This is a genomic window from Actinoplanes sp. 13, assembly GCF_056134165.1.
The window spans coordinates 439995-465992 of sequence record NZ_JBVYOQ010000004.1 but is presented as its reverse complement, the minus strand read 5'-3'; the positions used below and the strand labels follow the sequence as shown (position 1 = coordinate 465992).

Below are 25998 nucleotides of genomic sequence, written 5' to 3'. Positions count from 1 at the left end.
CCGGCCGGGTCACGCCGAGATGTCCGCCCGGTCCGGCCGGCGGGTGACGAGGAAGCCGAAGGCCGCGGCGGTGAAGAACATGACGATGCCGTACACCGCGGCCGGAATCGCCATCTCGGTGCTGTCCAGCAGCGCGGGGCTGACCGCGATCGTGATCGCCAGGGTGCTGTTGTGGATGCCGATCTCCATGCCGGCGGCGATCGACTCGCGCCGGCCGACCCCGGCCAGCCGCGGCGCCCCGTACCCGATGGCGAGGCTGGCCACGTTGAAGAGCAGGACCGCGACACCGACGGCGACGACGTAGTCCGCGACGTTCTCGCGCTCCTTGACCACGGTGCCGACGATCACCGCGACCAGCACGATCACCGACAGCACCTTCACCGGCCGGGCCAGGCGGTCGGCGAGCCCCGCGAACCGGGCGCGCAGTGCCATGCCGGCGGCGACCGGCAGCAGGACGATCGCGAAGACCTGCACCACCTTGTCGAACTGCAGGCCGATGGACCCGGTGCCGTCGAGGAAGTACCCGGCCGAGAGGTTCACCACCACCGGCAGCGTGACCACTGCGAGCACCGAGTTGACCGCGGTGAGGGTCACGTTGAGCGCCACGTGCCCGCCGAAGAGGTGGCTGTACAGGTTGGCGGTGGTGCCGCCGGGCGACGCTGCCAGCAGCATCATGCCGACCGCGAGCGCGGGCGGCAGGTCCAGTGCCACGACCAGGCCGAAGCAGAGCGCGGGCAGCACCAGCACCTGACAGCCGAGTGCGATCAGGGCCGGCCGGGGAAACGCCACGACGCGGCGGAAGTCCGCCAGGGTCAGGCCGAGACCGAGGCCGAGCATGATGATGCCGAGCGCGATCGGCAGGCCGGCAGTCGTCAATGGCGAGTCCATGGGGCCGGATTCTGCCCCAGCAACCGGACGCGAGGAATCCTCGGTTCAGCCGGATCAGCGACGGAAGCGGGCCCGCCCGACGGTGAAGAAGTACGGCGCCGGCACGGGTGGCCGCCGCAGCGACCGGGCCCGTCGCAGGGTGGTCCGCCACCAGTCGCGCTGCCTCGTCACGCCGGCGAAGAAGACGTACATCGCGCCGGGCTCGCCGGGATCGTCGCTGTAGGCGACGGAGGGCGCGAAGATGCCGTTGCCGTACCACTCCGGGCCCGCGTCGGCGTCGAGCAGCAGCACCGGGGCGGCGGTCCAGTCCGCCCGTTCCCCGGAGGGCGCCGGCGACGTCAGCCACCACAGGCCCTGCCGCGGGAAGTCGGAGCGGCCGTAGAGGTTGGTGCTGCGGCAGGTCAGCATCTCGTACCGGTCGCCGGCCACCGGCCACACCACCGCGTCGTAGAAGCCCTCGCCGATGGAGAACAGCACCCGGGGATCGCTCCACACCAGACCGTCGGCGCTCTCCGCGTACCTGATCTGGTATTCCGGGATCGTCCGCCGGCCCGCCTCGACCGGCGTCGCCGCGTACCACATGCGCCACCTGCCGTTGAGGTGGCGCACCTTCGGCTCCAGGACGTTGGGGAAGTCCGCCGTGCCCCGCAGCACCGGCTCGGGCCGATGCTGCCAGCCGCCGGCCGACCACTCCAGCGCGCCGATCGCGTACGGGACCTTGTTGTCGGTGACGGTCCTGCCGCCCCGGCCCGCGTAGTACACCCGGCGGACGCCGGCGCCCTCGACGTAACTGGGCGAATGCAGTCCGAACGCGTCCCAGCTGCCCTTCGCCGGCTGGCGCACCAGCGGCTCCGCGCGCCGCGGGCTGCCCGGCGCCGTCGTGAACCGCCACTGTCGGCTCGCGAGGGTCGCGCCCGGCGGGAGCGTCGCGGTGAACAGGTTGTTCCGGAACGAGGTCTGGAAGCCGCCGACGAACATCGTCCAGCGTCCGTCGATCCGGTGGACATCCGGATCGCCGATGCCCAGCAGGTTCCGCACCGGAGCGAACCCGTCCCGCATGTCGAACAGCTTGACCGGGTTCGGGGTCTCGCCCTCGTCCAGCACCGGCGGCGAAGCGAGCGACATGACGGGCACGCTAGCGCAACCGGGCAACGACGCGGTCATTCCGCCGGCCGGCCGAAATCTTTCGGCGCAACCTGTCGGAATCGCCGGCCCCCGTTCGTAGCAGGGTCAGGAACCGGCGGACCGCCGGAACGACCACCAGCCGAGGAGAACACCATGACCGCGACCTACACCTTCGACGTCTTCATGACCCTCGACGGTTACGGCTCCTACACCGGCGACGGCGACTGGGGTGGGTACTGGGGCAAGCAGGGGCCCGAGTTCCTCGACCACCGCCTCGCCGTGCTGAACCCCGACCAGAGGATGGTGCTGGGCGCCACCACCTTCCGCGACTTCCTGGAGCTGCTGGGCCCGAGCGTCGAGGAGTCCACGGTGAACGACCCGGTGAACAACCGGATGCGCAGCATGCCGACGACGGTGGTGTCGACGACGCTCGAAGGACCGCTCGCCTGGCCGAACGCGACCCTGGTCAGCGGTGACGCCGTCGACGTGGTCGCCCGCCTCAAGAAGGAGTCGCAGGTGCCGTTGCGCTCGCACGGCAGCCTGTCGATGAACCGGGCCCTGATGGCCGCCGGCCTGATCGACCGCGTCCAGGTCACCGTCTTCCCGGTGATCAGCGGCCGGACCGGGGATGCCCCGATCTTCCGGGGCGCGGCCGACTTCGACCTGGAGCTGCTGGAGAGCCGGACGTTCGACGGGCACATCCAGGAGCTGATCTACCGGCCCACCCTGCACTGAAGCACCGGGCTTCGATCAGGCCGGTGCCGGCTGGAAGGCCCATTCCACGGTGACGGTCACCGTCAGTCGCTGCCGGCCCGGCTCGACCGGCACCGACGCGTCCGCGAAGGCGTACTTCTGGTCGTACGGCCCCTCGTGGCCGGGAGTCCCCTCGCTCACCTTGACGACCCGGCCCAGCGACCGGCCCGCCTCGCGGGCGTACAGGTCGGCCTTGGCCCGGGCGTCCGCGAAGGCCTTCCTGCGCGCCTGGCTGAGCAGCTCCGCCGCGCCCTCCTCGATCGCGAACGAGACACCGTTCAGCCGGGCCGCGTCGCCGCCGGCGGCGACGGCCGCGGACATCAGCGCCCCGGCCTTCGGCAGGTCCCGGATCTTGGCGGTGAGCCCCTGACTCGCGGTGTAGCCGGTGATCTTCTCGTCGTCGTCGCGGCTCGGGGTGATGCCGAGGCCCGCGGTCTGCAGGTCGGCTGCGGCCACCCCGGCGCCGGCCAGCGCGTCCCGCATCCGGGTGGCCGCCGCACTCGCGCGGTCCAGGGCTTCGCGGACGGTGGCGGCGGTGGCTTCCACGGCGAGGTCAGCGGTCAGCGTGTCCGGCTCGGCGGCCACCTCGCCGGTGCCGGTGACCACGACGCTGTCGGCGGCCGGGTCGGCAGCCGGGACGGCCGGGGCGGCGGCGACCGGCCCGCTGACGAGCCAGGACGAGAGCACCGCAAGGGCGGTCAGGGCACCGAGCGCCGGTCCGGTGATGCGCGATCGTTTCATTTTCCTACCTTTTAGCCGATTGTTCCCCTATCTAAGCTGGTGGGCGGCCGGCCATCCCGCATTCCGGCCGAACTCGGTCCGATCCCGGCGCGAATGTCGCCACCAGGGGCGGGACGCCAGCGCGGCCAGGGCGGCCCCGGCGGCGTTGACCAGGACGTCGTCCACGGACGACACCCGGTCCAGCAGCAACACGTACTGGGCGGTCTCGACCAGCACCGAACATCCCGCGCCGAGCGCCAGGAGCCGCGGCACGGAGGCCAGCGCCGCGAAGCGGATCGGGGCGAAGAACCCCAGAGCCGCGAAGATCAGCAGGTTGCCGGTGATGCCGATCGGCCCCATCGTCGCCAGGTCGCGCAGCGGTTCGAGGCTGACCCGGCCGGGCACGACACCGGCGCCCGGGCCCGGCATCAAGGTCAGCCACAGGAACGGCACCGTCCCGTAGACCATGCCCACCTCGGCCAGCGACGTCCGCCACGGCGGCGGGGCGCCCGGGGCCTGCCGGCGGAGCGCCAGGATCGCCGCCACGAGCACGGCCGCCGGCAGCCCCACCAGCGTCATCAGAAGCACACCGTTCTCGGTGCCGAGGCAGCCGCGCCACTGCCCGGTCAGGCACGCCGGGGCGGCCATCAAGAGGGGCCGCCGCAGGGCGAGGACCACGGTCGCCAGGCCCAGGATCACCATGCCGATCAGCACGAGATTGCGCGTACGGCCGGGTGGTGTCGACAGGTTTGCGCTCTGCTTCATGCCGCCATCGAAGCGAAAGCACCGTCGCGGTGGCGTAAGCGTCGGCGATACGGGGGCCTTACGCCGGGCGGGACAGGCCCATCGGGTTGGGGTACGGCACCACGGCGCTCGCAGCGACGGCCAGCGGGGTGAGCAGGGCGGCCAGGCGGGATCGGCCGGCCACCGACAGCGCGGCCCACGGTTGCCCGGCGAGCTCATCGGTGCGGCTTTCGATCGTACGATGCAGGGCCTCCCCCGCCGTGGTGGCCCGGCCGTCCCGCAGCAGGCCCCGATCGGTCAGCGCCGCCGCGGCCGCGTCCCATGCGGTATCGCTCCATCCGCGGTTCGGCTGGAGCTGCTCCCGGCCACCGTGCAGCGCGTCGCGCAGAACGAGCGCCTCGCAACCGGTGAGGCCGGCGGTGACCAGGGCGGCGATGTGGCCGTCGCCCCGATGCTCGCGCAGCACCGTCGCGGCCTGCCACAGCCGGGCCAGCGGCTCGGCCGGGCGGGGCAGGGCGGCGTTGGCCGCGCCCAGCGCCCGGCCGTCGGTCGCCGCCGCGCCGGCCGCGGTCTCCAGAAGTTCAGCGGCCTCTTCCAGGTCTGCGCCCCGCTCCCGGTCGGCGGACGGCAACCGGCCCGCCGGATCGGCCGGCAACAGTTCGCGCAGGGCGGCCACAGCACCGTCGAGGCGGGCCGCGAGAGCTTGCTCCGGCGACGCGCGCCGCCACACGTCCGGCACGGCGCGGGCGACCATGCCGGGCGCGAAGGAGAAGAACAGCGCGGTGACCGGGCCGGCCGTCACCGCGCCGAGCGGGGCAGCCCGGCCGGCGAAATAGCCGCGCCAGTACCCGCGCAGGCCGGCGGCCTCGTAGGCGGCACGGGACCGGGGCGCGAAATAGGTGACCGCGTGCAGCGGCTCGAACAGCTGCCACAGGCGCCGGGCGGAGACCTCGGTGGACATGCGTCGATCCAAGCGCGGCCCGGCCCGGCGGGGAACAGCCAATCACCGGCCCGCGGCCCCCGCGAAGCCGGCCGGGGGGGATCAGCCCGGAAAAACGGGACCGCCGCTGTGCACCGGCCGGACCTCGACGCCACCGCCTCCGTGCACGACCGGGTTGGTCCGCGCCTGCGCCAGCGCCGCGTCGAGATCGGGCGCCTCGAGCACATAGAACCCGACCACGACCTCCTCGGCGTCCAGGAACGGCCCGTCGCTGACGGCGTTGCCGCGGACGGATACCGCCATGTCCCGCGGGGTCAGCGCGTACGCCGCCACCATCGTTCCGGTGTTCGCCAGATCGTCCGCGTGGCCGTCGCACTCCGCCGGCTCCCGCGGCGTCGCGTCGGGCGCGTGGGCGGAGTCGCCGGCGTAGATCAGCACCGCGTACCAGGCCATGACGGGCCCCTCCAGGTCCTCGGTCGATGCATGTCCGGACAGGACGAACCCCGCGAATTCGACCAGATTTCCGCACCGAAGTAAACGGATGTCGCGATGCCGGAAGCGGCGGGCAGCGCGGCGCGCCCCTCTATGGTGGGCGGGTGATCGCTCAGTGGGCCCCGCAGCTGCGGATCCTGTGGGATCTGATGATCGCGACGGCGGTGGCGTCCGCCGCTGTGCAGTACCGCCAGGTCTCCGGGTGGGACGTGGCGATCGGCTGCGGCATGGCGGTCGCGCTGATCGCCCGGCGCCATGCGCCGGAGCCGGTCTTCGCGGTGGTCGCGGCGCTGGCACTGGTGCAGGTCGCGGTCGCTTCGGCGATTCCTGCGGGGTACGACCTCGCGGTGCTCGTGGCGATGGTAGCGGTGGTGACGCACGCCCGTTCGATGGCAGCCGGTTATCTGGCCGGCGCCGTGGTGGTGCTGGGCGCGGTGATCGCCGCTCTGGTGCGCATCGAGGGCGGCTGGAGCGGAGCCGTCCTCGACTACCCGTACCTGGCGGAGTACGCGATGCTGCTGGCCGGCTGCGGCGCGTTGTGGCTGATCGCGTACGTGTTGCGGACGAACCGGGAACGCGGCGCCGTGCTCGCCGAGCGGGCCGCGACCGCGGAGCGCGAGCAGGCGCAGCTGGCCCGGCTGGCGGCGGCCGACGAGCGGGCGTTCATCGCCCGGGAGCTGCACGACGTGGTGGCGCACAGCCTGGCGGTGATGATCGCGCAGGCGGACGGGGCGAGCTACGCGATCGACACCGACGCGGAGCGCGCCCGGGCGGCGATGCGCACGGTCGCCGGCACCGGGCGGGACGCCCTCGATGACATGCACCGGATCGTGGCGGTGCTCCGCGGGACGGGTGGCGAGGAGCCCGGCGAGGCCGCCGACCGGCGGCGGATGGGCCTCGAGCAGCTGGCGACGCTGGTGGACCGGGCCCGGGCAGCCGGCCTCGCCGTGGACCTGCGTCTCACGGGGGAGGTCGGGCGGCTGTCCGCGGCGCACGAGCTGACCGTCTTCCGGCTCGTGCAGGAGTCGCTGACCAACGCGCTGCGGCACGCCGGCGCGGGCGCGAAGGTCGCGGTGACGCTGACCGTCGAGGGCGGCCGCGCGGTGCTGGAGGTCAGCGACGACGGCGGCGGCCGGCCGGGCACGGACGGTGGCGGAGGCGGCAACGGTCTGCTCGGGATGCGCGAGCGGGTCGCGGTGCACGGCGGCGAGCTCTCTGCCGGGCCGCTGCCGGGCGGCGGCTGGCAGGTCCGTGCCATGATCCCGCGCAAGGAGGCGGTGTGAGCATTCGAGTCCTGCTCGTCGACGACCAGGCCCTGGTGCGGGCCGGGTTCGTCATGGTGTTGTCCGCGCAGCCCGACATGGAGGTGGTCGGTGAGGCGGGCGACGGCGCCGAGGCCCTCGCCGCACTCGCCCGGACGCCGGCCGACGTGGTGGTGATGGACATCCGGATGCCGGTGATGGACGGGGTGGAGGCGACGCGGCGGATCTGCGCCGGGCCGGCCGGGCCGCGGGTGCTGGTGCTCACCACGTTCGACACCGACGAGGACGCCTTCGCGGCGCTGCAGGCCGGGGCGAGCGGTTTCCTGCTGAAGAACGCGCCGCCGGAGGAGCTGCTCGCGGCGATCCGGGTGGTGGCGGCGGGCGAGTCGGTGGTGGCGCCGCGGGTCACCCGGGCGCTGCTGGACCGCTTCGCCGGCCAGCTGACCCTCACCGGCAGCGCCGACCAGCGGCTGGCCGCCCTGACCGACCGGGAGCGCGAGGTCCTCGAGCTGGTCGCGGCCGGGCTGTCGAATTCGGAGATCGCCGGGCGGCTGTTCGTCGCCGAGGCCACCGTGAAGACCCATTTCGGGCGGATCCTGGCCAAGCTCGAACTGCGGGACCGGGTGCAGGCGGTGGTCTTCGCGTACGAGATCGGCCTGGTCAGGCCCGCCTCCTAGGGGCCGGGTACGACCCAGGTCGTACATAGCCGCCCCGCGGATCATTTCCGGTGCCGATGCGCCGGTGGCGTCCCGCACCGAAGAATTGCCCTCGTGAACAGCTCTCGCAACCGTCCCGACGTGGGCAAACTCGTCACCTTCGGCTTCCTCACCGTGATCGTGCTGGCGGGCGTCGCGTTCGGCGTCAACTACCTGTGGGACAAGCGGTTCGGCCCGACCGCCGCGTCGGCCGCCGACTGCGCCCTCGCCCAGCAGCTCATCGACCAGGCGCAGACGCCGCCCACCGACGTCGCCGAGGCGGAGAAGTGGGAGCAGCAGATCCGCCAGGTCCGCTACACGCGCTTCTCCAACGACGGGATCAGCACCCAGGTCGGCCGGTACGTCCACTGGTCGCGGGTGAAGGCCACCGGCGAAAGCGACCGGCCGGACGCCGGCACGCTGGACGAGATCACCGAGCTCGCGATCGGCCACTGCGACGACAGCGGCGTCGACCTGCGCCTGCCGAAGATCGCCTTCTGATGGCCGCGCTCACCGCCACCGACCTGGTCAAGACGTACGGGACGGGCGACCGCGCCGTCCGCGCCCTGGACGGGGTCTCGGCGTCGTTCGCCCGGGGACGGTTCACCGCGATCATGGGGCCGTCCGGCTCCGGCAAGTCGACGTTCCTGCACTGCCTCGCCGGTCTCGACACCGTGACCAGCGGCCGGATCGCGATCGGCGACACCGAGCTGACCGGCCTCGGCGACCGGGCGCTGACCGCGGTGCGCCGCGACCGCATCGGCTTCGTCTTCCAGGCGTTCAACCTGCTGCCCCAGCTCACCGCCCGGCAGAACATCATGCTCCCGGCCGAGCTGGCCGGCCGGGCGGTCGACGAGGACCTGTTCGACCACGTGGTAGGCATCCTCGGCATCGGCGACCGGCTCGGGCACCGCCCGTCCGAGCTCTCCGGCGGCCAGCAGCAGCGGGTCGCCCTGGCCCGGGCGCTGAGCACCCGGCCGGACGTGGTGTTCGCCGACGAGCCCACCGGCAACCTGGACTCCCGGTCCGGCGCCGAGGTGCTCGGCTTCCTGCGCGACTCGGTGTACCGGCTCGGCCAGACCGTCGTGATGGTCACGCACGACCTGGCCGCCGCCGGGTACGCCGACCGGGTGCTGGTGCTCGCCGACGGCCGGATCGTCGAGGACCACCAGCGATGACCACGAGTGTGCTGCGCACGCAGCTCAGCGGGATGCTGCGCCGGCCCGGGCGGCTGCTGAGCACCGGCCTGTCGGTGCTGGTCGCGGCCCTGGTGGTGTACGGCGCCGTGCTCGCGTACGAGATCGTCACGCGCACCACGCTGGACACGTTCAGCGAGACCCCGGCGGCCGCCGCGGTGGTGGTGCACACGACCGGCGGCCGGCCGTTGAGCCCCCAGCAGGTGATCGGGATCCGGCGTACGGCCGGGGTCGGTCAGGCGGCCGGGCGGGTGACGGCGACGTTCTCGGTCGGCGACGCCTCGTCCGGCACCGATCTGGAACTCATCGCCGACCCGGGGGCCGGTCCGCTGTCGCGGGTGACGCCGGTGTCCGGGACCTATCCGGCCGGTGCGCGGCAGATCGCCGTGGACCGGCGGGCCGCCGCCCGGCTCGGGGTGACCGCGGGCAGCAGGCTGCGGCTGCACACCGGCGATCGCAGCGGCAGACCGGCGACGGTGACGGTGACGGGGGTCGTCGACGGTCCGCAGGACGCGAGCGAGCGGGCGTACGCGCCGGATGCGGTGGTCACCGGGCTCAGCGGTGAGCCCGGCTTCCCCCGGGTCGACGTGCTGGTGGAGCCGGGGACGGACGTGCCGGCGCTGATGAGCGGGCTCTCCGAGCGGCTGCTGCGGGACCCGGCCGCCTACGTCTCGGTGACCACCGGCGACGCCATGCGGCTGAAGGAGGCGCGGGACGCCGTACGCCAGCTCGATCAGCTCTTCTCGCTGGTGGCGATGTTCGTGGCGATCGCGGTGGTGGCCGCGGCCCTGGTCGCCACCTCGACCTTCCGGATCGTCTTCGCGCAACGCCTGCGGCAGCTCGCGCTGCTGCGGACGATCGGCGCCCAGCGCGGCCAGCTGGTGGCCGCGCTGGCCGTCGAGGGCGCGGTGGTCGGGCTGGTCACCGGCGCCGTCGGGGTGCTGCTCGCCCAGGCCGCGGCGCTGGCCGCCCAGGCCGCGGCGGCGGCCACCGGGCACACCTTGAGCGGCCCGGGCGTTCCGCTCGGCGCGGCCGTCGCCGTGGTGGCCGGCGCCGGTCTGCTGACTGTCGGCGCGGTGCTCGCCCCCGCGTTCGCCGCGGCCGGCGTCTCCCCGCTGCGCGCGCTGGGCAGCGCCGCCACGGTCGCCGGGAGACGGGGCGTCGCCGCGCCCCGGCTGCTGCTGGGCCTGCTGCTGACCGCGGCCGCCGGTGCCCTCGGGTGGCTGACCGCGGACCGGATGGACGACGCCGAGTCCTCCCCCGACGTGCTGCTCTACCTGGTCGGGATCGGCGCGCTGGGCTTCGGCGTGCTGGTCCTGCTCGGCCCGGTGCTGATCCGGCCGGTGCTGGCAGTCGCCGGCTGGCCGCTGCGCCGGCTCGGCCCCACCGGCCGCCTCGCGGTCAGCGGCATCGGCGGGATGCCACGGCGCGCGGCAGCGGTCTCGGTGGTGGTCGCGCTCGGCGTGACGATGCTGGCCGGCACCGTCGTCGGGATCTCCAGCCTCCAGCTGTGGACGGACCGGACGATGGCCGCCCGCACCCCCGCCGACCTGGCGATGTTCAGCGAGTCACCGGACGGCCTCGACGAGGCGGCAGCCGCTCTGCGCGCCGACCCGCGGTTCCGCGACGTCACCCCGTTCCGGCTCGGTGACTTCACCGGCGGCGCCTCCGGAGGTTTCTCGCACGGGGCCGTCGAGATCGACCTGACGGCGATGCCCGAGCTGCGCACCCTGGAGGCGGCCGGCGGGTCGATCACCGCCCTCGGTCCCGGCAAGGTGGTCCTCTCCTCCACCGCCGCGTCCGACTTCGGCGCCCGGGTCGGCGACGTGGTCACCCTGCGCTCCGGCGGAAACGTTCAGGTCGAGGTCGTGGCGGTTCTGACCGGTGACGGCCCGCTGCGGACGGGCGCGGTGCTGACCGCCGCGGACCTGGACCGGCTCGGCGACCCCGGCGCGGGCATCCTCGCCGACATCGCCGGCGGAACCCGGGAGGACGCCCTGGCCACGTTCCGGCGCCTCGGCGCCCCGGCCGGCGCCGAGGTCGCGGTGCTCGCCGACGAGCGGGACAAGGCCGACGGCGAGGTGGCGACACTGTTCCTGGCCGCGCTCGGCCTGCTCGGCCTCACCGTGCTGATCGCGGTGGTCGGCGTGGCGACGACGACCGGGCTGTCGGTGCTGGAACGGACCGGCGAATTCGGACTGCTGCGCGCGCTCGGACTGTCCCGGCCCCGGCTGCGCGCGATGATCGGCCTGGAGGCCGGACTCTACGGCCTGGTCGGTGCGGTGCTGGGCATCGTGCTGGGCGTGCCGATGGCCTGGCTCACCCTGGCCGCGCTGCGGCTCGACCTGCCGATGGTCTTCCCGGCCGGACGGCTGGCGACGATCCTGGTCGCCGTCGCCGGGATCACCGTGCTCGCCGGGCTGCTACCCGCCCGGCGGGCCGCCAGGGTCAGCCCGGTGGCTGCCCTGACCGTCGAGTGAGAAGCCATCGGGGTGCACCAGCCGTTTTGGTACGGTCCGGACGGGTAATCAGTCGATCATGCAGCCCTCTGAGCAGTTCAGGAGCACCGACACCCCGTCCCTCACCCGGATCGGCGCCGGCATGGTCGTCATCGACTCGGCCGGCGCGGAGGCGGGCACCGTGAGCGCCGTGCAGCTGCCCGGGACGGACGTGCGCCCCGACACGGTGGCCGGGACAGCGGAAGCCCTGATGGGCATCGGATATCTCCGGATCGACGGCACCGGCGCCCTGTCCAACGACACGTACGCGGGCGCCGACCAGATCGCGGACACCGTCGCCGGTGAGCCCGGTGCCGTGCGGCTGCGGGTGACCCGCGCCGAGCTGCACCGGGCCGCCAGCTGAGACATACGGCCGGACCGCCCGCCGGCGCTCCGGCCGTCAAGCTCGGTTGTCGCGGGCCCAGCCGCATCCCCGCAGCGGGCTCCACGAACGGGTTCGGTCGCGGGACCCGCTTTCCGTGACTGATCTATGGGGCGATCCGCGCGATCCAGCGGATTATGACCATGCCGTTCCATCCCTAGCGTATGCACCAGTCCGGACATATACCGGAAAGGGCATACCGATGGGAATCAAAGTGAAGAACTATCGACTATGGGCATCGGCCGCCGCGGTGGCGACGATCGGCACGCTCACCGCCGCCTCCCCCGCCCAGGCTGTCACCAGCGGGATGAACGCGTTCACCGGCGACCGTTCCCTGGTGCCGGCCGTCGTGCGCATCGACGGCACCCGGCCGGGCGGAACCTGCAGCGGCACGCTGATCGCTGCCCGGTGGGTCCTGACCGCGCAGCACTGCACGACCTCGCACGTGCCCCGCGAGCTCACCGTCAAGGTGAACAAGTCGGCCACCAACAGGGCGCGCAGCGTGAAGGTGGCCGCCATCGAGACGATGCGGGGATACGACGACTCCACCCTGGTCAACGACCTGGCGCTGCTCGAGCTGGAATCGGCGATCACCGACGTCGCCCCGATCCGGCTCGCGCACGCGCCGATCCTGGCCGGCACGAACGGGTACACCTACGGCTTCGGGCCGACCGGCCGGTCCGGGTTCTGGGACCGGCTGCGGCATCCGATCGGCGGGGCAACCCGCAATCCGACCACGATGCCGCGGCTGGGTGAGTTCCAGGTGGTGGACCGGCCGTCCTGCCTGCCGCGCTCCTCGCTGACGTACGTGAAGTCGGTGCGCGGCTTCACCGTGCGGGGCGACAGCGGTGGCCCGATGCTCGAGTGGGAGAACGGCGTGCCGACGCTGTTCAACGTCAACGCCGGGTCGTACGCGAAGCAGCCGTGCCGGGGCCGGGCGGGCGGTTGGACCGGGGTGCTCAACCGGGTCGACCTGCGCAGCGATGCCTGGCGGTTCTTCATCAGCCGGCACCTCGGCGCGCGGGGCTGAGCCGGATGCCGGCGCCGCCCGCACGCACGAGAAGGCGGGCGGGCCGGCGCCGGGCGGCTACAGCAGGGTGAGCGCGTAAAGAAGGATGCGCGAGTCGTTCGGCAGGACCACCGACCGGATCTCCTTGGTGCGGTCGGCGCCCACGGCGTACCCGAAGAGGCTGACTCCTGGCTCGTCGACGCCCTTACCCGCCTTGATCCGGTGCGGCATGCTCAGCACGGCGGGCCCGGAGGACGAGCACCAGTCGGCCACCGTGAGGGACGCCGAGGAGGTGCTGCCGTCGGTGTACGTGACGGTGACGGTCGCCGGCACCGGCCCGTGGTGGGCGGCGGCCACCAGCCGCACCGCCTCCCGGCGCCCGGCCGGCACCCGGATCTCCTGCCCCCGTGCCCGCACGAAGGTGAGCCCCGCGTCCCCCGGCGCGCTGTAGGACACACCGCCCCACGACACCACCCCGGCCGGCGGCAGCAGCGCCGCGTCGTAGCTCCAGCCACCGCCGTCGAAGTTGCCGGCAGCGGTCGAGGCAGTGGTGGCAGTGCCGTCGGTGGTGCGGTGCGCGCCGAGGTCCACGGCGCACTGCCCACCGGTGACTGCCGCGCACGGCAGCGGGGCCGGTGTGTTCACCGACGGCGGCTGGTCCGCCACCGCCGTGCCCCACGCCGACGGCGCGGTGCCGAGGGTGTGCTCGATGGTGCCGCCCCGGGCGATCGCCGACCAGTCCAGCCAGTTGCGGGTGTGCTCCACCCCGTTGACCTTGAGCTGCTGCACATAGCGGTTGGCGTCGCCGGCCCCCGGCGCGAGCACGGTCAGGGTGCCGCCCTGCCGGTCGGCGTACCCGCCGATGCGCACGGTCGCCGACGGGAACTGCGGGCTGGACAGCGCCAGGAAGCCCGCTCCGCTCATCGTCGGATAGAGGCCGAGCGACGACAGCACGTACCACGCGCTCATCGTGCCCAGGTCGTCGTTGCCGGTCATCCCGTCCGGGCCGGTGGTGAACAGGGTCATCGCCGCCCGCACCACGGTGGCCGTCTTCGCCGGCGCGCCCGCCCAGTGGTACATGTACGGCGCGTGCAGGTCGGGCTCGTTGTTCGGGTTGTAAGTGGGCTTGCCGTAGTAGTCGTAGGGCGCGCTGATCCAGTCCTTGCGGGCGGTCCCGGCCGGATCGGTGAGCAGCCGGTCGTACACGAAGAAGTCGTCCAGTCGTTGCTGGGTCGCGGCCCGGCCGCCCATCAGAGCGACCAGCCCGGCCGGGTCCTGCGGCACGAGCCACTGGTACTGATAGGCGCCACCCTCGTGGAACTGCTTGCCGGCATCCACCGGGTTGTACGGCGAGACCCAGGCGCCGGCGGCGGTGCGCGGCCGGAAGTGCTTGATCGAAGAATCCCAGAGGCTGCGGTACGACTGACCGCGTGCCGCGAACATCCGGGCGTCCGCGGTGTGCCCGAGGGCGGCGGCCATCAGCGCGAGCGACGCGTCCGCCGCCGCGTACTCCAGGGTCGCCGAGGCCGGGTGCGCGCAGTCGTTGTCGCCGCCCTTGTGCCGGCAGCCGGTGCCCAGCACCAGCCCCGACGGGATGTACCCGCGGTCCACGTAGTGCTCCACCCCGGTGCGGCCGTTGTAGGGCGAGCCGGCCGGCGGCTGGCTGACCGCGTTCGCGCGCAGCAGCGCGTACGCCTCCTGCTCCTGCCCCGCGAGCAGCCCCTTGGAGAACGCCTCCACCAGGAACGGCGTCACCGGGTCACCGGTCATGATGTTGGTCTCGCTGTTCGCCAGCGCCCAGCGCGGCAGCCAGCCGCCGTCCCGGCCGACCGCCACCACCGATCGGGCGACGTCCCGGGCGACCTGCGGCACGAGCATCTCCAGGAGCTGGTTCTGCGGGCGGTAGGTGTCCCACAGCGAGAAGTTCTGGTACGGCGTGTACCCGTCGGCGGTGTGCACCCGGTCGTCGAAGCCCATGTAGCGGCCGTCCACGTCGCCGGCCAGGTTGGGGTGCATCAGCGAGTGGTACAGCGCGGTGTAGAACGCGCTCTGCCGTTCGCTGCTGCCGCCGGTGATCCGGACCGCGTCCAGCTGTTGCGCCCACGTCGCGCGCAGCGCCGCCCGGGTCGCGTCGAAGTCGTACGAGCTGCCGGTCTCCGCCGTCAGGTTGCGCCGGGCGCCGTCCGGGCCGGTGTAGGAGAGCGCCACCTTGGCCACCACGTCCCGGTCGCCGGTGGTGTCGAAGGTGACCCAGGCGCCGTTGCCGCCGGTGCCGGCCGCGTCGCGGGTGCCCGGGCTGCGGGTGGCGCCGCGCCAGGTGCCGTACCCGGTGAACGGCCGGTCGAAGCTGGCCGTGAACCAGACGGTGTGGTCGTCGCGGCCGGCGCAGAAGTTGCCGGCCCGGACCCGGCCCTCGAGCGTGCGGTCGCCGACCACGTGGATCTCCGAGTCCAGCACCGTCTGGTTCGCCTCGCCGGTGTTGAACAGCACGTTGGCAGCCGTGGTCGACGGGAACGTGTAGCGCTGCCATCCGGTGCGACCGGTGGCGGTCAGCTCGGCCCGCACCCCGTATTTCGCGAGCCCGACCCGGTAGTAGCCGGGGCTGGCCTCCTCGTCGGTGTGCGCGTAACCGGACCGGTAGACGGCCGGGTCGACGCTGGTCACCGCCCCGGTGGTCGGCATGATCGGCAGCTCGCCGGCCACCTCGCAGCCGACCCCGGACAGGTGCGTCTGACTGAAGCCGTAGATCGTGTTCTGCAGGTAGTCGTAGCCACCCTGGCCGCCGGTGTCCGGGCTGACCTGGACCATCCCGAACGGCGCGGCGGCGCCGGGGAAGGTGTTGCCGAAGTTCTGCGTGCCGACGAACGGCCGGACCAGGTCGACCGGCGCCTCCGCGGCGGCGGCCGGCGCGGCCGGGACCAGCAGGGTGGCCGCCAGCAGGGTCGCCGCCGACAGAGGAATCCGGAAATGGGCAGCCGCCATCGCATGCTCCTTCGAGCCCGGGTGCAGAGGCTGACAACGTTGACATAAGCAGTGACTTACGTCAATGCGTTGACTTGTCTCAAGGTTTGGCGCACCCTGTTGAGACAAGGCTTGAGACAAGGGGGGGTCATGACACCAGGCGATCCGCCGGTACGACCGGCGGACCTCGAAGCGGCCCGGATGTGGCTGGCCGGGCACCGGCTGACCGGCGCCGAGCCGACACCGTTGCTGGCCGGACGGCTGGCAGCCCGGCGTGGTGCGCGGCTGGGCGCCGCCCTCCTGCTGGCCGTGTTCATCTGCGTGGCGATTCTCATCCACGTCGGCGAGCAGCCCTGGTCGCTGCCGGCGCTGACAGCGGCGGTCGTCGCGATCGTGGTGGTCCTGTCGCTGCTGGACCGGCGGGTGCGGCGGGCCGACCAGCGGGCCGCCGCGACGTTGCCGCGGCGGGCGGCCCACACCGTCCGTCCCGGCTGGCGCACCGTGGTCGGCCGGCCGCGTGCCACGCTCACCATCGCCACGTTCGCGGCCGCCGCGGCGCTGGCGGTCAAGGCCCTGACCGTGCCGGACCCGGCAGCGAGGTACGCGGCGGTGGTCCTGCTCATCGCGCTGGCCGGGGTCGCGGCCGGCATGATCGTCCAGCTGCGGCACATCCTGACGTACCCGGTGGTGGCCGACGACGAGGCCGCGCTGACCGCCGACGACATCCTGCGCGTCGAGGACGCCCGTGACGCCACCATGCCGACGGCGCTCTGGATGCTGCCGATCGTGTCCGTGTTCGGCATCGAGCTGGGCCGGTGGCACACCGCCTGGCTCGCGGTCGTGGTCCTCGGCATGGTCACGGTCGTCCTGATCACCGTGCGGGACGCCCGGAAGGGCCTGGCGCCGTGGGCCACGAACGCCCGGGGACCCGCGTGATCGTCATCGACTCGACCTCCCCGGTGCCGCCGTTCGAGCAGCTCCGGGCCCAGCTGGCCCGGCAGATCCAGGACCGCGCGCTGGCCGTGGGCACCCGGCTGCCGACCATCCGCCGGCTGGCCGCCGACCTCGGGCTGGCCAACAACACCGTCGGCCGGGCCTACCGGGAGCTGGAGGAGGCCGGGCTGATCGAAACCCGCGGATCAGCCGGCTCGTTCGTCACCGCGGCCGGCGAACAGGGACGCGAACGGGCCCACCGGGCCGCCGCCGAGTACGCCGCCGTCGTGGCCGCCACCGGCATCGACGCCGACGAGGCGATCCGCATCGTCCGGGCGGCACTGGGGAGCGTCGCCGTGTCGCCCTGAGAACGGCCCCTCAGCCGAAGCCGCACCCGGGGGGCCGCGCTCGGGGCGGGCCCTCAGCCGGCCGGCCGCTCCCCCGAACCGCGAGCGATCACCGTGGTGGGCATGACGACCGAACGCGACGGACCCTCGTACCCGTTGATCCGCTCCTCGGCGAGCTGGGCGCCCGCTCGCCCCAGGGCGACCGCGTCGTGCGCGACGACGCTCACGTCCATGACATCGGCATGGTCGAAGTCGTCGAAACCGATCAGCGCCGGCGGATGCGGGCGCCCTTTCAGGACGCGCAGTGCTGCGGTCGTGAGCCGGTTGTTGGTGGTGAACAGCGCGGTCGGCGGCTCCGGCAGGGCCAGCAGCTCCCGCACCGCGCTCTCGGCCGGCTCGACGTCGTGGACGCCGGTGCGCAGGTACGGCTCCCAGACCGTGCTCCCGGCCTGCCGCAAGGCGTCCAGGAAGCCGTCGATCCGGCCGCGCTGGGTGTGCAGCCGCTCCAGGTCACCGAGCAGCGCGATGCGCCGGTGACCGTGGGCCAGCAGATGCTCGGCGGCCGACCGGCCGCCGCCGACGTTGTCGATCAGCACCATGTCCGCCGAGAAGCCGACCGGCGGGCGGTCCAGGAACACGAACGGCACGCCGTGGCCGCCCTCGGTGCTCAGATATTCGTGGCCGTCACCGCTGGGCACCACCAGCAGGGCCCGGATGCGGCGCTCCAGCAGCGCGTCCACCAGGCGCCGCTCCAGTTCCGCGTCCTCGTCGCTGTTGGCCGTGATCAGCTGCAGGCCGTGCCGGCGCAGCTCCCGCTCGACGCCGCTGGCCACCGCCGAGTAGAACGGGTTCGCCAGGTCGCCGCTGATCAGCCCGACCAGCGTGGAGGTGGCGCCGCGGCGCAGCTCCCGGGCGATCCCGTTGAGCCGGAAGCCGAGCCTGTCGGCGGCCTCGCGCACCCGGGCGCCGGTGGACTGGGCGACGTTGGGCTCGCCGTTGAGCACCCGCGACGCGGTCTTCACGCTGACCCCGGCCAGCGCGGCCACCTGGGTGAGGGTCGGCCGACGGCGGGCCACCGAGCCGCCGGGCGGAGGCGCTGCCATGGAACTCCCAGATGTCGGCGGGAACGCCCCTCAGTATGACATCGACGCGACCGGTCACCGCTGCCGTGACCCGTCCCGGCCGCGCAGTCCGCCACCTCGCCGGAACCAGGTCGCCGGAGCGTCCGGCCGGCACTGGCGGATGATCCTCGGCCCGGGAACCTGCCTGGATGCCGGCCGGGCCGGGGACTTCGTTCGGAATACATGACAGAGGGTGTCGTGATTGGTTGCGAGGCTCGTCGAAACGACGCGAATGGAGCTGCAGTGACATTGCAACGAACGGCGGTCAACCCGGTGCCGTGGTCGGTGGGGATGGGCTTCAACCAGGGCGAGGTGGTCTCCGGCCAGACCCGCACCCTGTACTGCTCGGGGCAGACCGCGATGGACGCCGACGGCAAGCCTCAGCACGACGGTGACATGGCGGCACAGCTGGCATTGAGCCTCGACAACGTGGAGGCGGTGCTCCGCGAGGCCGGCATGTCGCTCGCGAACCTGGTTCGGCTCACCGTCTACACCACTGACGTCGACTCACTGTTCCCGCACTACGGGGTGCTGGCGTCCCGGCTGGGCGCCGCGGGGGTCGCGCCGGCCACCACGATGCTCGGCGTGACCCGCTTGGCGATCCCCGGCCAGATGGTCGAGCTCGAGGCGACCGCCGTGGCGTGATCCGACGAACCACCGCTGCTCGCGCCGGGCCGGAACGGCACAAGCAGCGGCGGGTTCGGCGGCAGTCTTCCGTCCGGAGGAGACGGTCGCGCTCGGTGTTCGGCTCGTGTCATGGTGTGGGGCGTGCCCCTCATCCGCGTCGCGGTCGTGCAGGACTCGCCCCTCTACCGTGGTGCGCTGGCCGCCGCGATGCGCACCGAGGCCGACCTGGAGGTGGTCGCCGAGCTGGCCGCCTGGCGGGAGGCCACCGCGCTGCCCGCGCCGCCGGACCTCACGGTGCTGGACATCGACGGTGCGGACGATCCGCTGCAGGCGGCCGCGGCGATCTGCACCGCCGTGCCGCGGACCCGGGTGCTGATCCTGATCGACGCGGACCGGCACGACCTGCTCACCCGGGTCGCCGACGACGACTGGGAGCGGGTCGGTTTCGTGACCCGGCGGGCGTCGCTGGAGCATCTGCTGTCGGCCGTGCGCAACCTGGCCGACGGGAACGCGGTCATCGACCCGACGTTGGTCGCCGCCCGGCTGGGACAGCCGCCGAACCCGCTGACCGCCCGGGAACGCGAGGTGCTGGCCCTGGCCGCACAGGGCGTCGGCGCGGCCGAGATCGCCGGCAAACTGGGCCTGTCACCGGGCACGGTCCGCAACCGCCTCAGCCGGATCACCGCCAAGGTCGGCGCACGGAGCCGGGCCGAGGCCGTCGAGCGGGCCCGCCGCGCCGGCTGGCTCTGAACCGCCCGGCGAAGCCGCCGGCCCTGGAACGGCCGGCTCCGAGGCGGCCGGTGCGGTAGCGCCTCCCGTCCAGTGCGCGGTCATCTCCCGATACCGCCGGCTGCCCACGCGCAGGCTCTCGTGGTCGCCGAGCATCGGCCCGTCCGGGTCGAAGAACAACACCCGGGAGGCGCGCTCCGCGGAGCTGATCCGATGTGCGATCACCACCAGCGGGCCCCGGCGCGCGAACGCGCGCTCCACCCGCTCCTCGGCCGCCGGATCGAGGTGGCAGGTGGCCTCGTCCAGCACCGCCACCGGCGCCGGCGCCAGAAAGGCGCGGACCAGCGTGATCAGCTGGCGTTCACCGGCCGACAGGTCCCCGATCGGCACCGGCGCCGAGAGCCCACCCAGCCGGGCCAGCAGCCGGCCCGCGCCGAGCCGGTCGGCTGCCGTGAGCATCTGCGCGTCGGAGGCCGCCGGGTTCAGGTAGCGCAGGTTGTCCGCGACGCTGCCGGGGAAGACGTACGCCTCCTGCGGGATCAGCACCCGGCTCCCGGCACGAGCGGCCGGATCCAGGGCGGTCGCCGGCACCCCGCCGTACCGGACCGTGCCCCGGTCCGGCGGCAGTGTCCCGCAGAGCAGCCCGGCGAGGGTGGACTTCCCGGCGCCGCTGGGTCCCACCACGGCCAGGTGGTCGCCCGGCCCGACGGTCAGATCGAAGTCGCGCAGCACCGGGCGGGCCGCGACGCCGTACCGGAACGTGACCCCGGAGAGTTCGAGGCGCGCGGGCCCGGCCGACCGCAGCCCCGTCCCGGCCGCCGGAGGCGACAGGCGCAGCAGCCGGCCCAGCGTGACCACGAACCGCAGGCCGGCGTTGCCGACGGTCGCGACGAACAGGTCCAGGGCCGGCACCAGCACCTGCGTCAGATAGGTGAGCACCCCGATCAGCGCCCCGGTGCTGATCCCCTGCCCGGTGAGCCGCCCGGCCCCGGCCAGCACCACCACGAGCGGCACCCACCCGGCTATCACCACTGTCGACGACCGGACCGCGGCCAGCCGTGCCAGCGCCCGTTCCGCCCGGGCCTGCGCGGCGATCGCCTCGTCGACGAAGCCGGCGGCCCGTTCCTCCGCCCGGCAGGCCGCCACGTCGCGGGCGGCGGCCGCCGCCACGGCCACCCGGTCGGCGAGGTGCTCACCGGCGGCGAGGTGGGCACGCTGCCACCGGACGCCGAGCCGCAGCCCCACCGCGAACAGTGCCAGCCCGGCGAGCAGCGGCGGTGCGAGCAGCGGCAGCAGCGGGGCAGCCAGGGTCGCGGTGCCGAGCAGGGCGGCGAGCACGGTCACCACGAAGCCGCGGGACACCAGGACGAGGCCTGCGAACGCGTCGCGGACCGTCTCCACCTGCTGGGTCAGCCGGGCCACCGCACCGGCCGGTGCGCCCGCCGGGCCGGGCCGGGTCGCGGCGTGCAGCGACGCGGTGACCACCCGGGTGACCAGGTCGTCGCGGAACGGCTCGACGACACCGGCCACCGCCCGGTTCGCCTGCCGAGCGCCGGCCGCGCCGGCCACGGCCGCGACCAGCAGCAGGCTCAGCCACGCGAAGCCGGTCGCCGGGCGGCCGGGCAGGAATCCCCGGTCCACGGCGCGGGCCACGATCAGGCCGGAGAGCAGCGCGGGCGCCGCCTCCGGCACCGACCACGCCAGCAGCCGCAGCACGTCGCGGCGGCGCCGGCGCAGCGCCGCGGCAGTCTCCCGTCCGGCGCTCATGACCCGAACACCGCGCGGTACGCCGGGTCCGCCCACAACTGCCGGTGCGGCGCCACCGCCCGTACCCGCCCGCCGTCCAGCCAGACCACTGTCGCGCACTGCGCGGCGGTGCCGGCCCGGTGCGCCACGATCAGGTGGGTACGCCGCGTGTCGCCCGTGATCAGCGCGAGGATCTCCGCCTCGGTCGCCGTGTCCAGGCTGGACGTCGCGTCGTCGAGGACGAACAGGCGCCCGGCGTGCCAGGCGCGGGCGAGTCCGAGCCGCTGCGTCTCGCCGCCGGAGAAGGGCGCCTCGGCGAGCGGGGTGTCCGCCCCGAGCGGCAGACGCGCGACGAAGGCGTCGGCACGCGCGGCCCGCAGGAAGTCGCGCGGCCGGTCAAGGGCCGGCCCCCCAGCATCGGCAAGCTGCGGCCCGTCATGGGCAGGCCCCCCAGCATCGGCCGGCTGCGGCCGGTCATGGGCCAGCCCCACCGCGTCGGCCACGGTCGCGCCGACCAGCTGCGGCCGCTCGAACGCCACACCGACCTCCCGCCGCAACGTCTCCGCGGACAGCTCGCTCAGCGGCACCCCGTCCAGCCGGACCACGCCCTGATCCGGGTCGACGAGGCGCGCGGCGAGCGCCGCGAACGTCGACTTGCCGGCGCCGGACCGGCCCACCACAGCGATCGGCCGGCCGCCTGGCAACGTCACGTCCACCCGGTCCAGCACCGGCCCGACGGTGACGTCGTGGAACTCCAGAACGCCCGGCCCGGGCGGCAGTGCCCGGCTCCCGGACACCGGCACCGGCCGCCGCAGCACCTCGGCGAGGCGGTGAGCCCCGGCCCAGGCCCGTGCCACCCGGTTGAACCCGGCGACCAGGCCGCCGATCCCGGCGCCGAGCGCGCCGTACTGGACCGCGGCGAGCAGCTCGCCCGGGGTGAGCCGGCCCCGCGCCAGCAGCCAGCCGGCGACGGCCACCACGGACAGCTGCAGCAGCGGGCCGGCGAACGCGCTCTGCCCGGCGGAACGGGACAGCACGCGCCACGTGGCGTGGCCGGCCGCCGACAGATCGGGTAAGGGCCGCAGGCAGCGCTCGGTCTCGGCGGGCACGGTCCCGGCGGCGGCGATGGTGCGGCGGCCGGCGAGCGCGCCGGCGAGCCGGGCGGCGATGTCGGCCTGGGCGCTTTGATAGCGGACCACGACGTCGGAGGTGTCCCGGACGTGCCGCCGCAGCAGCGCGGTGATCGCCACCGCGCCGGCCAGGTAGCCGGTGATCAGCCAGGCGTCGAGGTGGGCGAGCATGGCGACCGCGCCGATCACCGGGACCGTGCTGACCACGGCGAGGACCACGGCGACGCCGCCCTGGCCGGCCTCGGCCGCGCCGGTGAGCATCCGGCTCACCACGTCGCCGGGCGCCTCCGGACGGCGCGCGCCCAGCCGGAGCGTGTGCCGGATCAGCCGGCCGCGCAGCCGCGCGGTCCGGTCCGCGGGCGCCAGCCCGGCAAGCAGGTCACGGGCCGGGTCGGCGACCGCCAGCACACCGACGAGGACGAGAACCGCGGTCAGCGGGCGGCCGGTGTCGCCGCCGGTGACGATCGCGTCCACCGTGCGGCCGATCGTCAGGGGCAGGGCCAGCTCCGCGGCGGCCGACAGCACGGCGGCAACGGCGAGCGGCGCGAGCAGGGTTCGGTGGCCGGTCACGGCGCCTCCTTCCCACGGCGGCCCGAAATTTCCACGGCGGCCCCGGAGCCGGCTGGGGGCCGGGCTCCGGGGCCGCGAACGTCGATGGGGGGCCGATCGACGTCAGTTGCAGGTCGTGACGCTCAGCGAGCTGTCACCGCAGAGGAGCAGCGACGCCTGGCTGCCGCCACCGCCGCGCTGCTCGGTGGTCATTTCCATGCCCTGGAGGTCCAGCAGTGCCATCAGAGTTCTCCTTCGTCATCTGAGCGATCGGGTACACGTCCGGTCAGTTACAGGTGGTCACGCTGAGCGAGCTGTCGCCGCACAGCAGCAGCGAGGCCTGGCTGCCGCCGCCTCCGCGCTGCTCGGTCGTCAGTTCCATGCCTTGCAGGTCCAGGAGCGCCATGGTCGTTCACCTCCTTCCCTCGTCGGTGGAGTCGATGGTGGACAGGAACGGCAGGGACACCGGCCGCTCGCTGTGGGTCATGGCCAGCGCCAGGAGCACGCCGGCGGTTCCGGTGGCCAGGTCCATGGACAGCCGCAGCAGCTGCTCGCCGGGGAAGGCCAGCCCGCCGCCGTACGGCAGGGCGTGCCAGGCCAGGCGGCGTGCCTGGGCAGCCGCTTCGTCGTCGCCGCGCCGGGCCAGGTACGCCACGATGCCGGCGCGGCCGGCGAACAGGCCGGACTGCACGTACAGCGGGGAGCGGGCAGCCCGGGCGATCGCCGCGGACGCGTCACGGAACTCCTCGTCGGGGCGGTGCCGCAGGTACTCGTCGAGGACGACACCGATGCCGATGCTGCCCTCCGCGAGGTACGGCATGGTCCGCCAGCCCTCGTTCACCTCGAGCGCGCCGTCCGGCCGGGTGACGCAGCGGCGCAGGTCCTGCCGCAGGGCGGTGGCGGCCAGGTCCAGATATCCACGGTCGCGCGTGGTCTCGTACATCCGCAGGAAGAACAGCGCCACCCCGCTGGATCCGCGGGTCAGCCCGGCATGTGGGTGCCGCCCGCCGCTGATCTCCGGCACCGAGGTCACGTCGCCCAGCCGGCCGGCCGCCAGGTCCGCGGCGCGCGTCGCGGCGTCCCGCAGCCCGGTCTCCCCGGTGCGCCCGGCCAGGTGCAGCAGGTTGAGGCCGATGCCGGCGACGCCGGCGAAGAGGTCCGGGCCGAGGCCCTCCCACCCCGCGGTCAGGCAGCGGTCGACCAGGTCCAGCGCGGCGCGGCGTTCGCCGAGACGATCCAGCGTGTACGCGACACCGTGCAGCCCGTCGAGGAAACCGTGCCGCGGGTCGAAGCCCGGGTCGGCGGCGCGTTTGAGCAGCCAGTCGCGGTGCTCGGCGGGGATGTCCGCGCCCGACTCGGCCAGCGCGTGAAGCACGCCCGCGGCGCCGTGGGCCAGGCCGAGCCCGCCGATCCGGAACTGCTCGATGTCGCCCGGATAGAGCCGGTCGGTGCGGTCCGGCGTGGCGCTGCCCACGATGGCGCGCACCAGCGCGTCCCGGGCCGCGGGCCAGGCCTCCGGCGTGGGGTCGAAGACCGACCAGTCCCGGGTGCCGACCGCTGCCAGCCGGGCGGCGGACCGGCCCTCGATCACCGCGGTCGTACGATCCAGCAGGTCACGTGGCACCGGAAAGTGCTCGGCGATGACGTCGGCGAGGTGCCGCACCTTGGCGCGGTCGAGCCGCAGCAGCGGGGTGAGCGGCAGGAACAGCGCGATCGCGAGGCAGGCCAGCGCGTATTCGTCCACCGCCCCGCCGACCCGGTCGCGGGGGGCGGCGAAACCCTGGTTGCGCAGGCCCGGCCGGCGCTGCTCGGTGATCGGCGCGGCCACCTCGAAGTCCAGCAGCGCGATCCGCCCGTCCGGCCGCACCATGATGTTGAACATGTGCAGGTCGCCGTAAACCACTCCGCGCTCGTGCAACGCCCGCACCGCCTGCTCGACCCGGTGGTGCACGGACAGCGCCCACTGCGTGTAGTCGCGCAGCTCGGCGTCACCGGCGCCCGGATCGGTGAGCGGGTACTTCCGCACGATCAGCCGGTTCAGCGGTTCGCCGTCGACGAACTCCAGGGCCAGGAACTCGTGCTCGCCCAGCGGGAACCGGTCGCGCACCTTCGGCGTGAAACCCGCGTCGGCGACCCGGTCGAGCATGTCGCCCTCCCGGCGCAGCCGGGTCACCGCGTCGTCGCCGCGACCGTCCAGCCCGGCGTACGGCCTGGCCTCCTTCAGCACCACCCGCTCGCCGGTGCGCTCGTCCTCGGCCGCGTAGAGCCCGCCCGCGTTGGAGTAGTGCAGCACCTGGGTCACCCGGTACGGGACGTCGTTCGTGGTCACCGCGTTGCGGGCGTCGAGGTGCGGCCGCAGGAAGGCGGGCAGTTCCAGCCACGGCGGCAGGCTGAAGACGGCCTGGCGCCGGTCGGGTTCCAGCGTGCCGTCCGGCCCGGCCAGGGCCGGCACCAGGTCGCCGTCGCCGGCGACGCAGTACAGGTGGGCGAACGCGCCGTAGCGCACGTACAGCGGGCCTTCGCCCCAGCGCAGATCACTCAGGATGTACGGTCCGGACTCGCCGGTCAGCAGCGCGCCGAGCTCGGTCAGGATCTGTTCGGCGGCGGTGTCGTCGGCCGGGTAAACGGTGGCGAGTTTGCCGCTGGAGGCGCGCGGGGCGTATTTCGCGTTCCGCATGAACAGCACCTGCGGCGAGCGCAGGAATTTGAACGGGATGCCGCGGGGAACGCAGTAGTGCCAGATCGTGTCGACGATCGCCGCCGCGTTTCCCGGACGGCCCGAAGAATGGATCTTCCACCCTTGCCGGGGCAGCGCCACGCCGTCCGGACCGGCGATCAGCCAGTCCTCGTGTGCCCGGATCGCCCATCCGTCCGGCAGCTGCCGGCGGGCGGCCGGGAAGTCACCGGCCGAGCGCTGGACGATCGCCAGCGAGTCGTAGAAGAGCGGGTCAGCGGCACAGTACGCGTCGTAACGGCGGTCCACTCCGGCCTCCCTCATCGGTCTGTACCGATCCTGCCGCCGGGCGGGCGGGCAACGACAGTCGCCGATGTCAGAGGCTGCGCCACACCGTTCACCGCGCATTGCTGACAAACGCAGCGTTTGGCTCCGCACCGGCGGGGGAAAGCGCGCGGCCCGATGTGCGATCTCGGA

General features: G+C 73.8%; 25 protein-coding genes. 12 read left to right on the top strand and 13 right to left on the bottom strand.

Annotated features, from left to right (window positions below; translation table 11 throughout):
* Positions 1-9: 9 nt before the first annotated feature.
* Together AC0NH5_RS12475 and AC0NH5_RS12470 are read right to left on the bottom strand one after the other, a co-directional pair.
* On the bottom strand, positions 10-888 hold the full coding sequence (locus AC0NH5_RS12475; RefSeq protein ID WP_474402918.1) for a bile acid:sodium symporter family protein: 879 nt from the start codon (positions 886-888) through the stop codon (positions 10-12).
* A 54-nt stretch (positions 889-942) separates the two neighbouring features.
* Positions 943-2013, bottom strand: coding sequence for a hypothetical protein (locus AC0NH5_RS12470; RefSeq protein ID WP_474402915.1), 1071 nt, complete (start codon positions 2011-2013; stop codon positions 943-945).
* A 153-nt stretch (positions 2014-2166) separates the two neighbouring features.
* Here AC0NH5_RS12470 and AC0NH5_RS12465 point away from each other — a divergent pair, with 153 nt between their 5' ends.
* The gene (locus AC0NH5_RS12465; protein ID WP_474402913.1) at positions 2167-2748 is read left to right on the top strand and encodes a dihydrofolate reductase family protein; all 582 of its coding nucleotides are present in this window, start codon (positions 2167-2169) and stop codon (positions 2746-2748) included.
* A 15-nt stretch (positions 2749-2763) separates the two neighbouring features.
* Here the strand turns inward: AC0NH5_RS12465 and AC0NH5_RS12460 are convergent, their stop codons facing one another.
* The 4 genes from AC0NH5_RS12460 to AC0NH5_RS12445 form a co-directional block, all read right to left on the bottom strand.
* Positions 2764-3507, bottom strand: coding sequence for an SIMPL domain-containing protein (locus tag AC0NH5_RS12460; RefSeq protein ID WP_474402911.1), 744 nt, complete (start codon positions 3505-3507; stop codon positions 2764-2766).
* Between the two features lie 27 nt (positions 3508-3534).
* A complete protein-coding gene (locus tag AC0NH5_RS12455) occupies positions 3535-4251 on the bottom strand; it encodes a VanZ family protein (protein WP_474402908.1) in 717 nt (238 codons plus the stop codon).
* A gap of 58 nt (positions 4252-4309) precedes the next feature.
* Entirely contained in the window at positions 4310-5191 is an 882-nt protein-coding gene (locus AC0NH5_RS12450) for an SCO6745 family protein (protein ID WP_474402906.1), read from the bottom strand.
* 81 nt (positions 5192-5272) lie between these two features.
* Positions 5273-5623, bottom strand: coding sequence for a YciI family protein (locus AC0NH5_RS12445; protein ID WP_474402903.1), 351 nt, complete (start codon positions 5621-5623; stop codon positions 5273-5275).
* Between the two features lie 143 nt (positions 5624-5766).
* Here AC0NH5_RS12445 and AC0NH5_RS12440 point away from each other — a divergent pair, with 143 nt between their 5' ends.
* From AC0NH5_RS12440 to AC0NH5_RS12410, 7 genes are all read left to right on the top strand, one after another.
* A complete protein-coding gene (locus tag AC0NH5_RS12440; protein WP_474402900.1) occupies positions 5767-6945 on the top strand; it encodes a sensor histidine kinase in 1179 nt (392 codons plus the stop codon).
* Entirely contained in the window at positions 6942-7601 is a 660-nt protein-coding gene (locus AC0NH5_RS12435) for a response regulator (RefSeq protein ID WP_474402899.1), read from the top strand. Before AC0NH5_RS12440 ends, AC0NH5_RS12435 begins: the two co-directional genes overlap by 4 nt.
* 93 nt (positions 7602-7694) lie before the next feature.
* Complete coding sequence (locus AC0NH5_RS12430; protein ID WP_474402897.1) at positions 7695-8120, top strand: hypothetical protein; 426 nt, start codon at positions 7695-7697, stop codon at positions 8118-8120.
* Complete coding sequence (locus tag AC0NH5_RS12425) at positions 8120-8797, top strand: ABC transporter ATP-binding protein (RefSeq protein ID WP_474402895.1); 678 nt, start codon at positions 8120-8122, stop codon at positions 8795-8797. Before AC0NH5_RS12430 ends, AC0NH5_RS12425 begins: the two co-directional genes overlap by 1 nt.
* Positions 8794-11295 (top strand): ABC transporter permease, encoded by a 2502-nt coding sequence (locus AC0NH5_RS12420; RefSeq protein WP_474402893.1) that lies wholly within the window; start codon positions 8794-8796, stop codon positions 11293-11295. The genes AC0NH5_RS12425 and AC0NH5_RS12420 overlap by 4 nt, the downstream gene beginning before the upstream one ends.
* 58 nt (positions 11296-11353) lie before the next feature.
* Positions 11354-11677 (top strand): hypothetical protein, encoded by a 324-nt coding sequence (locus AC0NH5_RS12415; protein WP_474402891.1) that lies wholly within the window; start codon positions 11354-11356, stop codon positions 11675-11677.
* Between the two features lie 220 nt (positions 11678-11897).
* Positions 11898-12725, top strand: a complete 828-nt coding sequence (locus AC0NH5_RS12410; protein ID WP_474402888.1) for a S1 family peptidase — start codon at positions 11898-11900, stop codon at positions 12723-12725.
* A gap of 57 nt (positions 12726-12782) precedes the next feature.
* Here the strand turns inward: AC0NH5_RS12410 and AC0NH5_RS12405 are convergent, their stop codons facing one another.
* A complete protein-coding gene (locus AC0NH5_RS12405; protein ID WP_474402885.1) occupies positions 12783-15686 on the bottom strand; it encodes a GH92 family glycosyl hydrolase in 2904 nt (967 codons plus the stop codon).
* 129 nt (positions 15687-15815) lie between these two features.
* On the opposite strand from AC0NH5_RS12405, the gene AC0NH5_RS12400 reads away from it, so the two are divergent.
* Together AC0NH5_RS12400 and AC0NH5_RS12395 are read left to right on the top strand one after the other, a co-directional pair.
* Positions 15816-16601: a hypothetical protein gene (locus AC0NH5_RS12400; RefSeq protein ID WP_474402882.1), complete on the top strand. Its 786-nt coding sequence runs from the start codon at positions 15816-15818 to the stop codon at positions 16599-16601.
* On the top strand, positions 16598-16966 hold the full coding sequence (locus AC0NH5_RS12395; RefSeq protein WP_474402879.1) for a GntR family transcriptional regulator: 369 nt from the start codon (positions 16598-16600) through the stop codon (positions 16964-16966). Before AC0NH5_RS12400 ends, AC0NH5_RS12395 begins: the two co-directional genes overlap by 4 nt.
* A 53-nt stretch (positions 16967-17019) precedes the next feature.
* Here AC0NH5_RS12395 and AC0NH5_RS12390 read toward each other — a convergent pair whose 3' ends face one another.
* Positions 17020-18048, bottom strand: a complete 1029-nt coding sequence (locus AC0NH5_RS12390) for a LacI family DNA-binding transcriptional regulator (RefSeq protein ID WP_474402877.1) — start codon at positions 18046-18048, stop codon at positions 17020-17022.
* 261 nt (positions 18049-18309) lie between these two features.
* Between AC0NH5_RS12390 and AC0NH5_RS12385 the strand changes: the two genes are divergently transcribed.
* Positions 18310-18711, top strand: a complete 402-nt coding sequence (locus tag AC0NH5_RS12385) for a RidA family protein (protein WP_474402875.1) — start codon at positions 18310-18312, stop codon at positions 18709-18711.
* A 123-nt stretch (positions 18712-18834) separates the two neighbouring features.
* Complete coding sequence (locus AC0NH5_RS12380) at positions 18835-19443, top strand: response regulator transcription factor (protein WP_474402873.1); 609 nt, start codon at positions 18835-18837, stop codon at positions 19441-19443.
* On the opposite strand, the gene AC0NH5_RS12375 is transcribed toward AC0NH5_RS12380, so the two are convergent.
* The 5 genes from AC0NH5_RS12375 to lanKC form a co-directional block, all read right to left on the bottom strand.
* The gene (locus AC0NH5_RS12375) at positions 19339-21189 is read right to left on the bottom strand and encodes an ATP-binding cassette domain-containing protein (protein WP_474402870.1); all 1851 of its coding nucleotides are present in this window, start codon (positions 21187-21189) and stop codon (positions 19339-19341) included. The genes AC0NH5_RS12380 and AC0NH5_RS12375 overlap by 105 nt on opposite strands.
* Complete coding sequence (locus AC0NH5_RS12370) at positions 21186-22868, bottom strand: ATP-binding cassette domain-containing protein (RefSeq protein WP_474402868.1); 1683 nt, start codon at positions 22866-22868, stop codon at positions 21186-21188. Before AC0NH5_RS12370 ends, AC0NH5_RS12375 begins: the two co-directional genes overlap by 4 nt.
* Positions 22869-22970: 102 nt before the next feature.
* Positions 22971-23090: a SapB/AmfS family lanthipeptide gene (locus AC0NH5_RS12365; RefSeq protein WP_378029011.1), complete on the bottom strand. Its 120-nt coding sequence runs from the start codon at positions 23088-23090 to the stop codon at positions 22971-22973.
* 43 nt (positions 23091-23133) lie between these two features.
* Positions 23134-23253, bottom strand: a complete 120-nt coding sequence (locus AC0NH5_RS12360) for a SapB/AmfS family lanthipeptide (protein WP_360202882.1) — start codon at positions 23251-23253, stop codon at positions 23134-23136.
* Positions 23254-23259: 6 nt separating this feature from the next.
* Positions 23260-25830 (bottom strand): class III lanthionine synthetase LanKC, encoded by a 2571-nt coding sequence (gene lanKC, locus AC0NH5_RS12355; protein WP_474402865.1) that lies wholly within the window; start codon positions 25828-25830, stop codon positions 23260-23262.
* Positions 25831-25998: the final 168 nt, after the last annotated feature.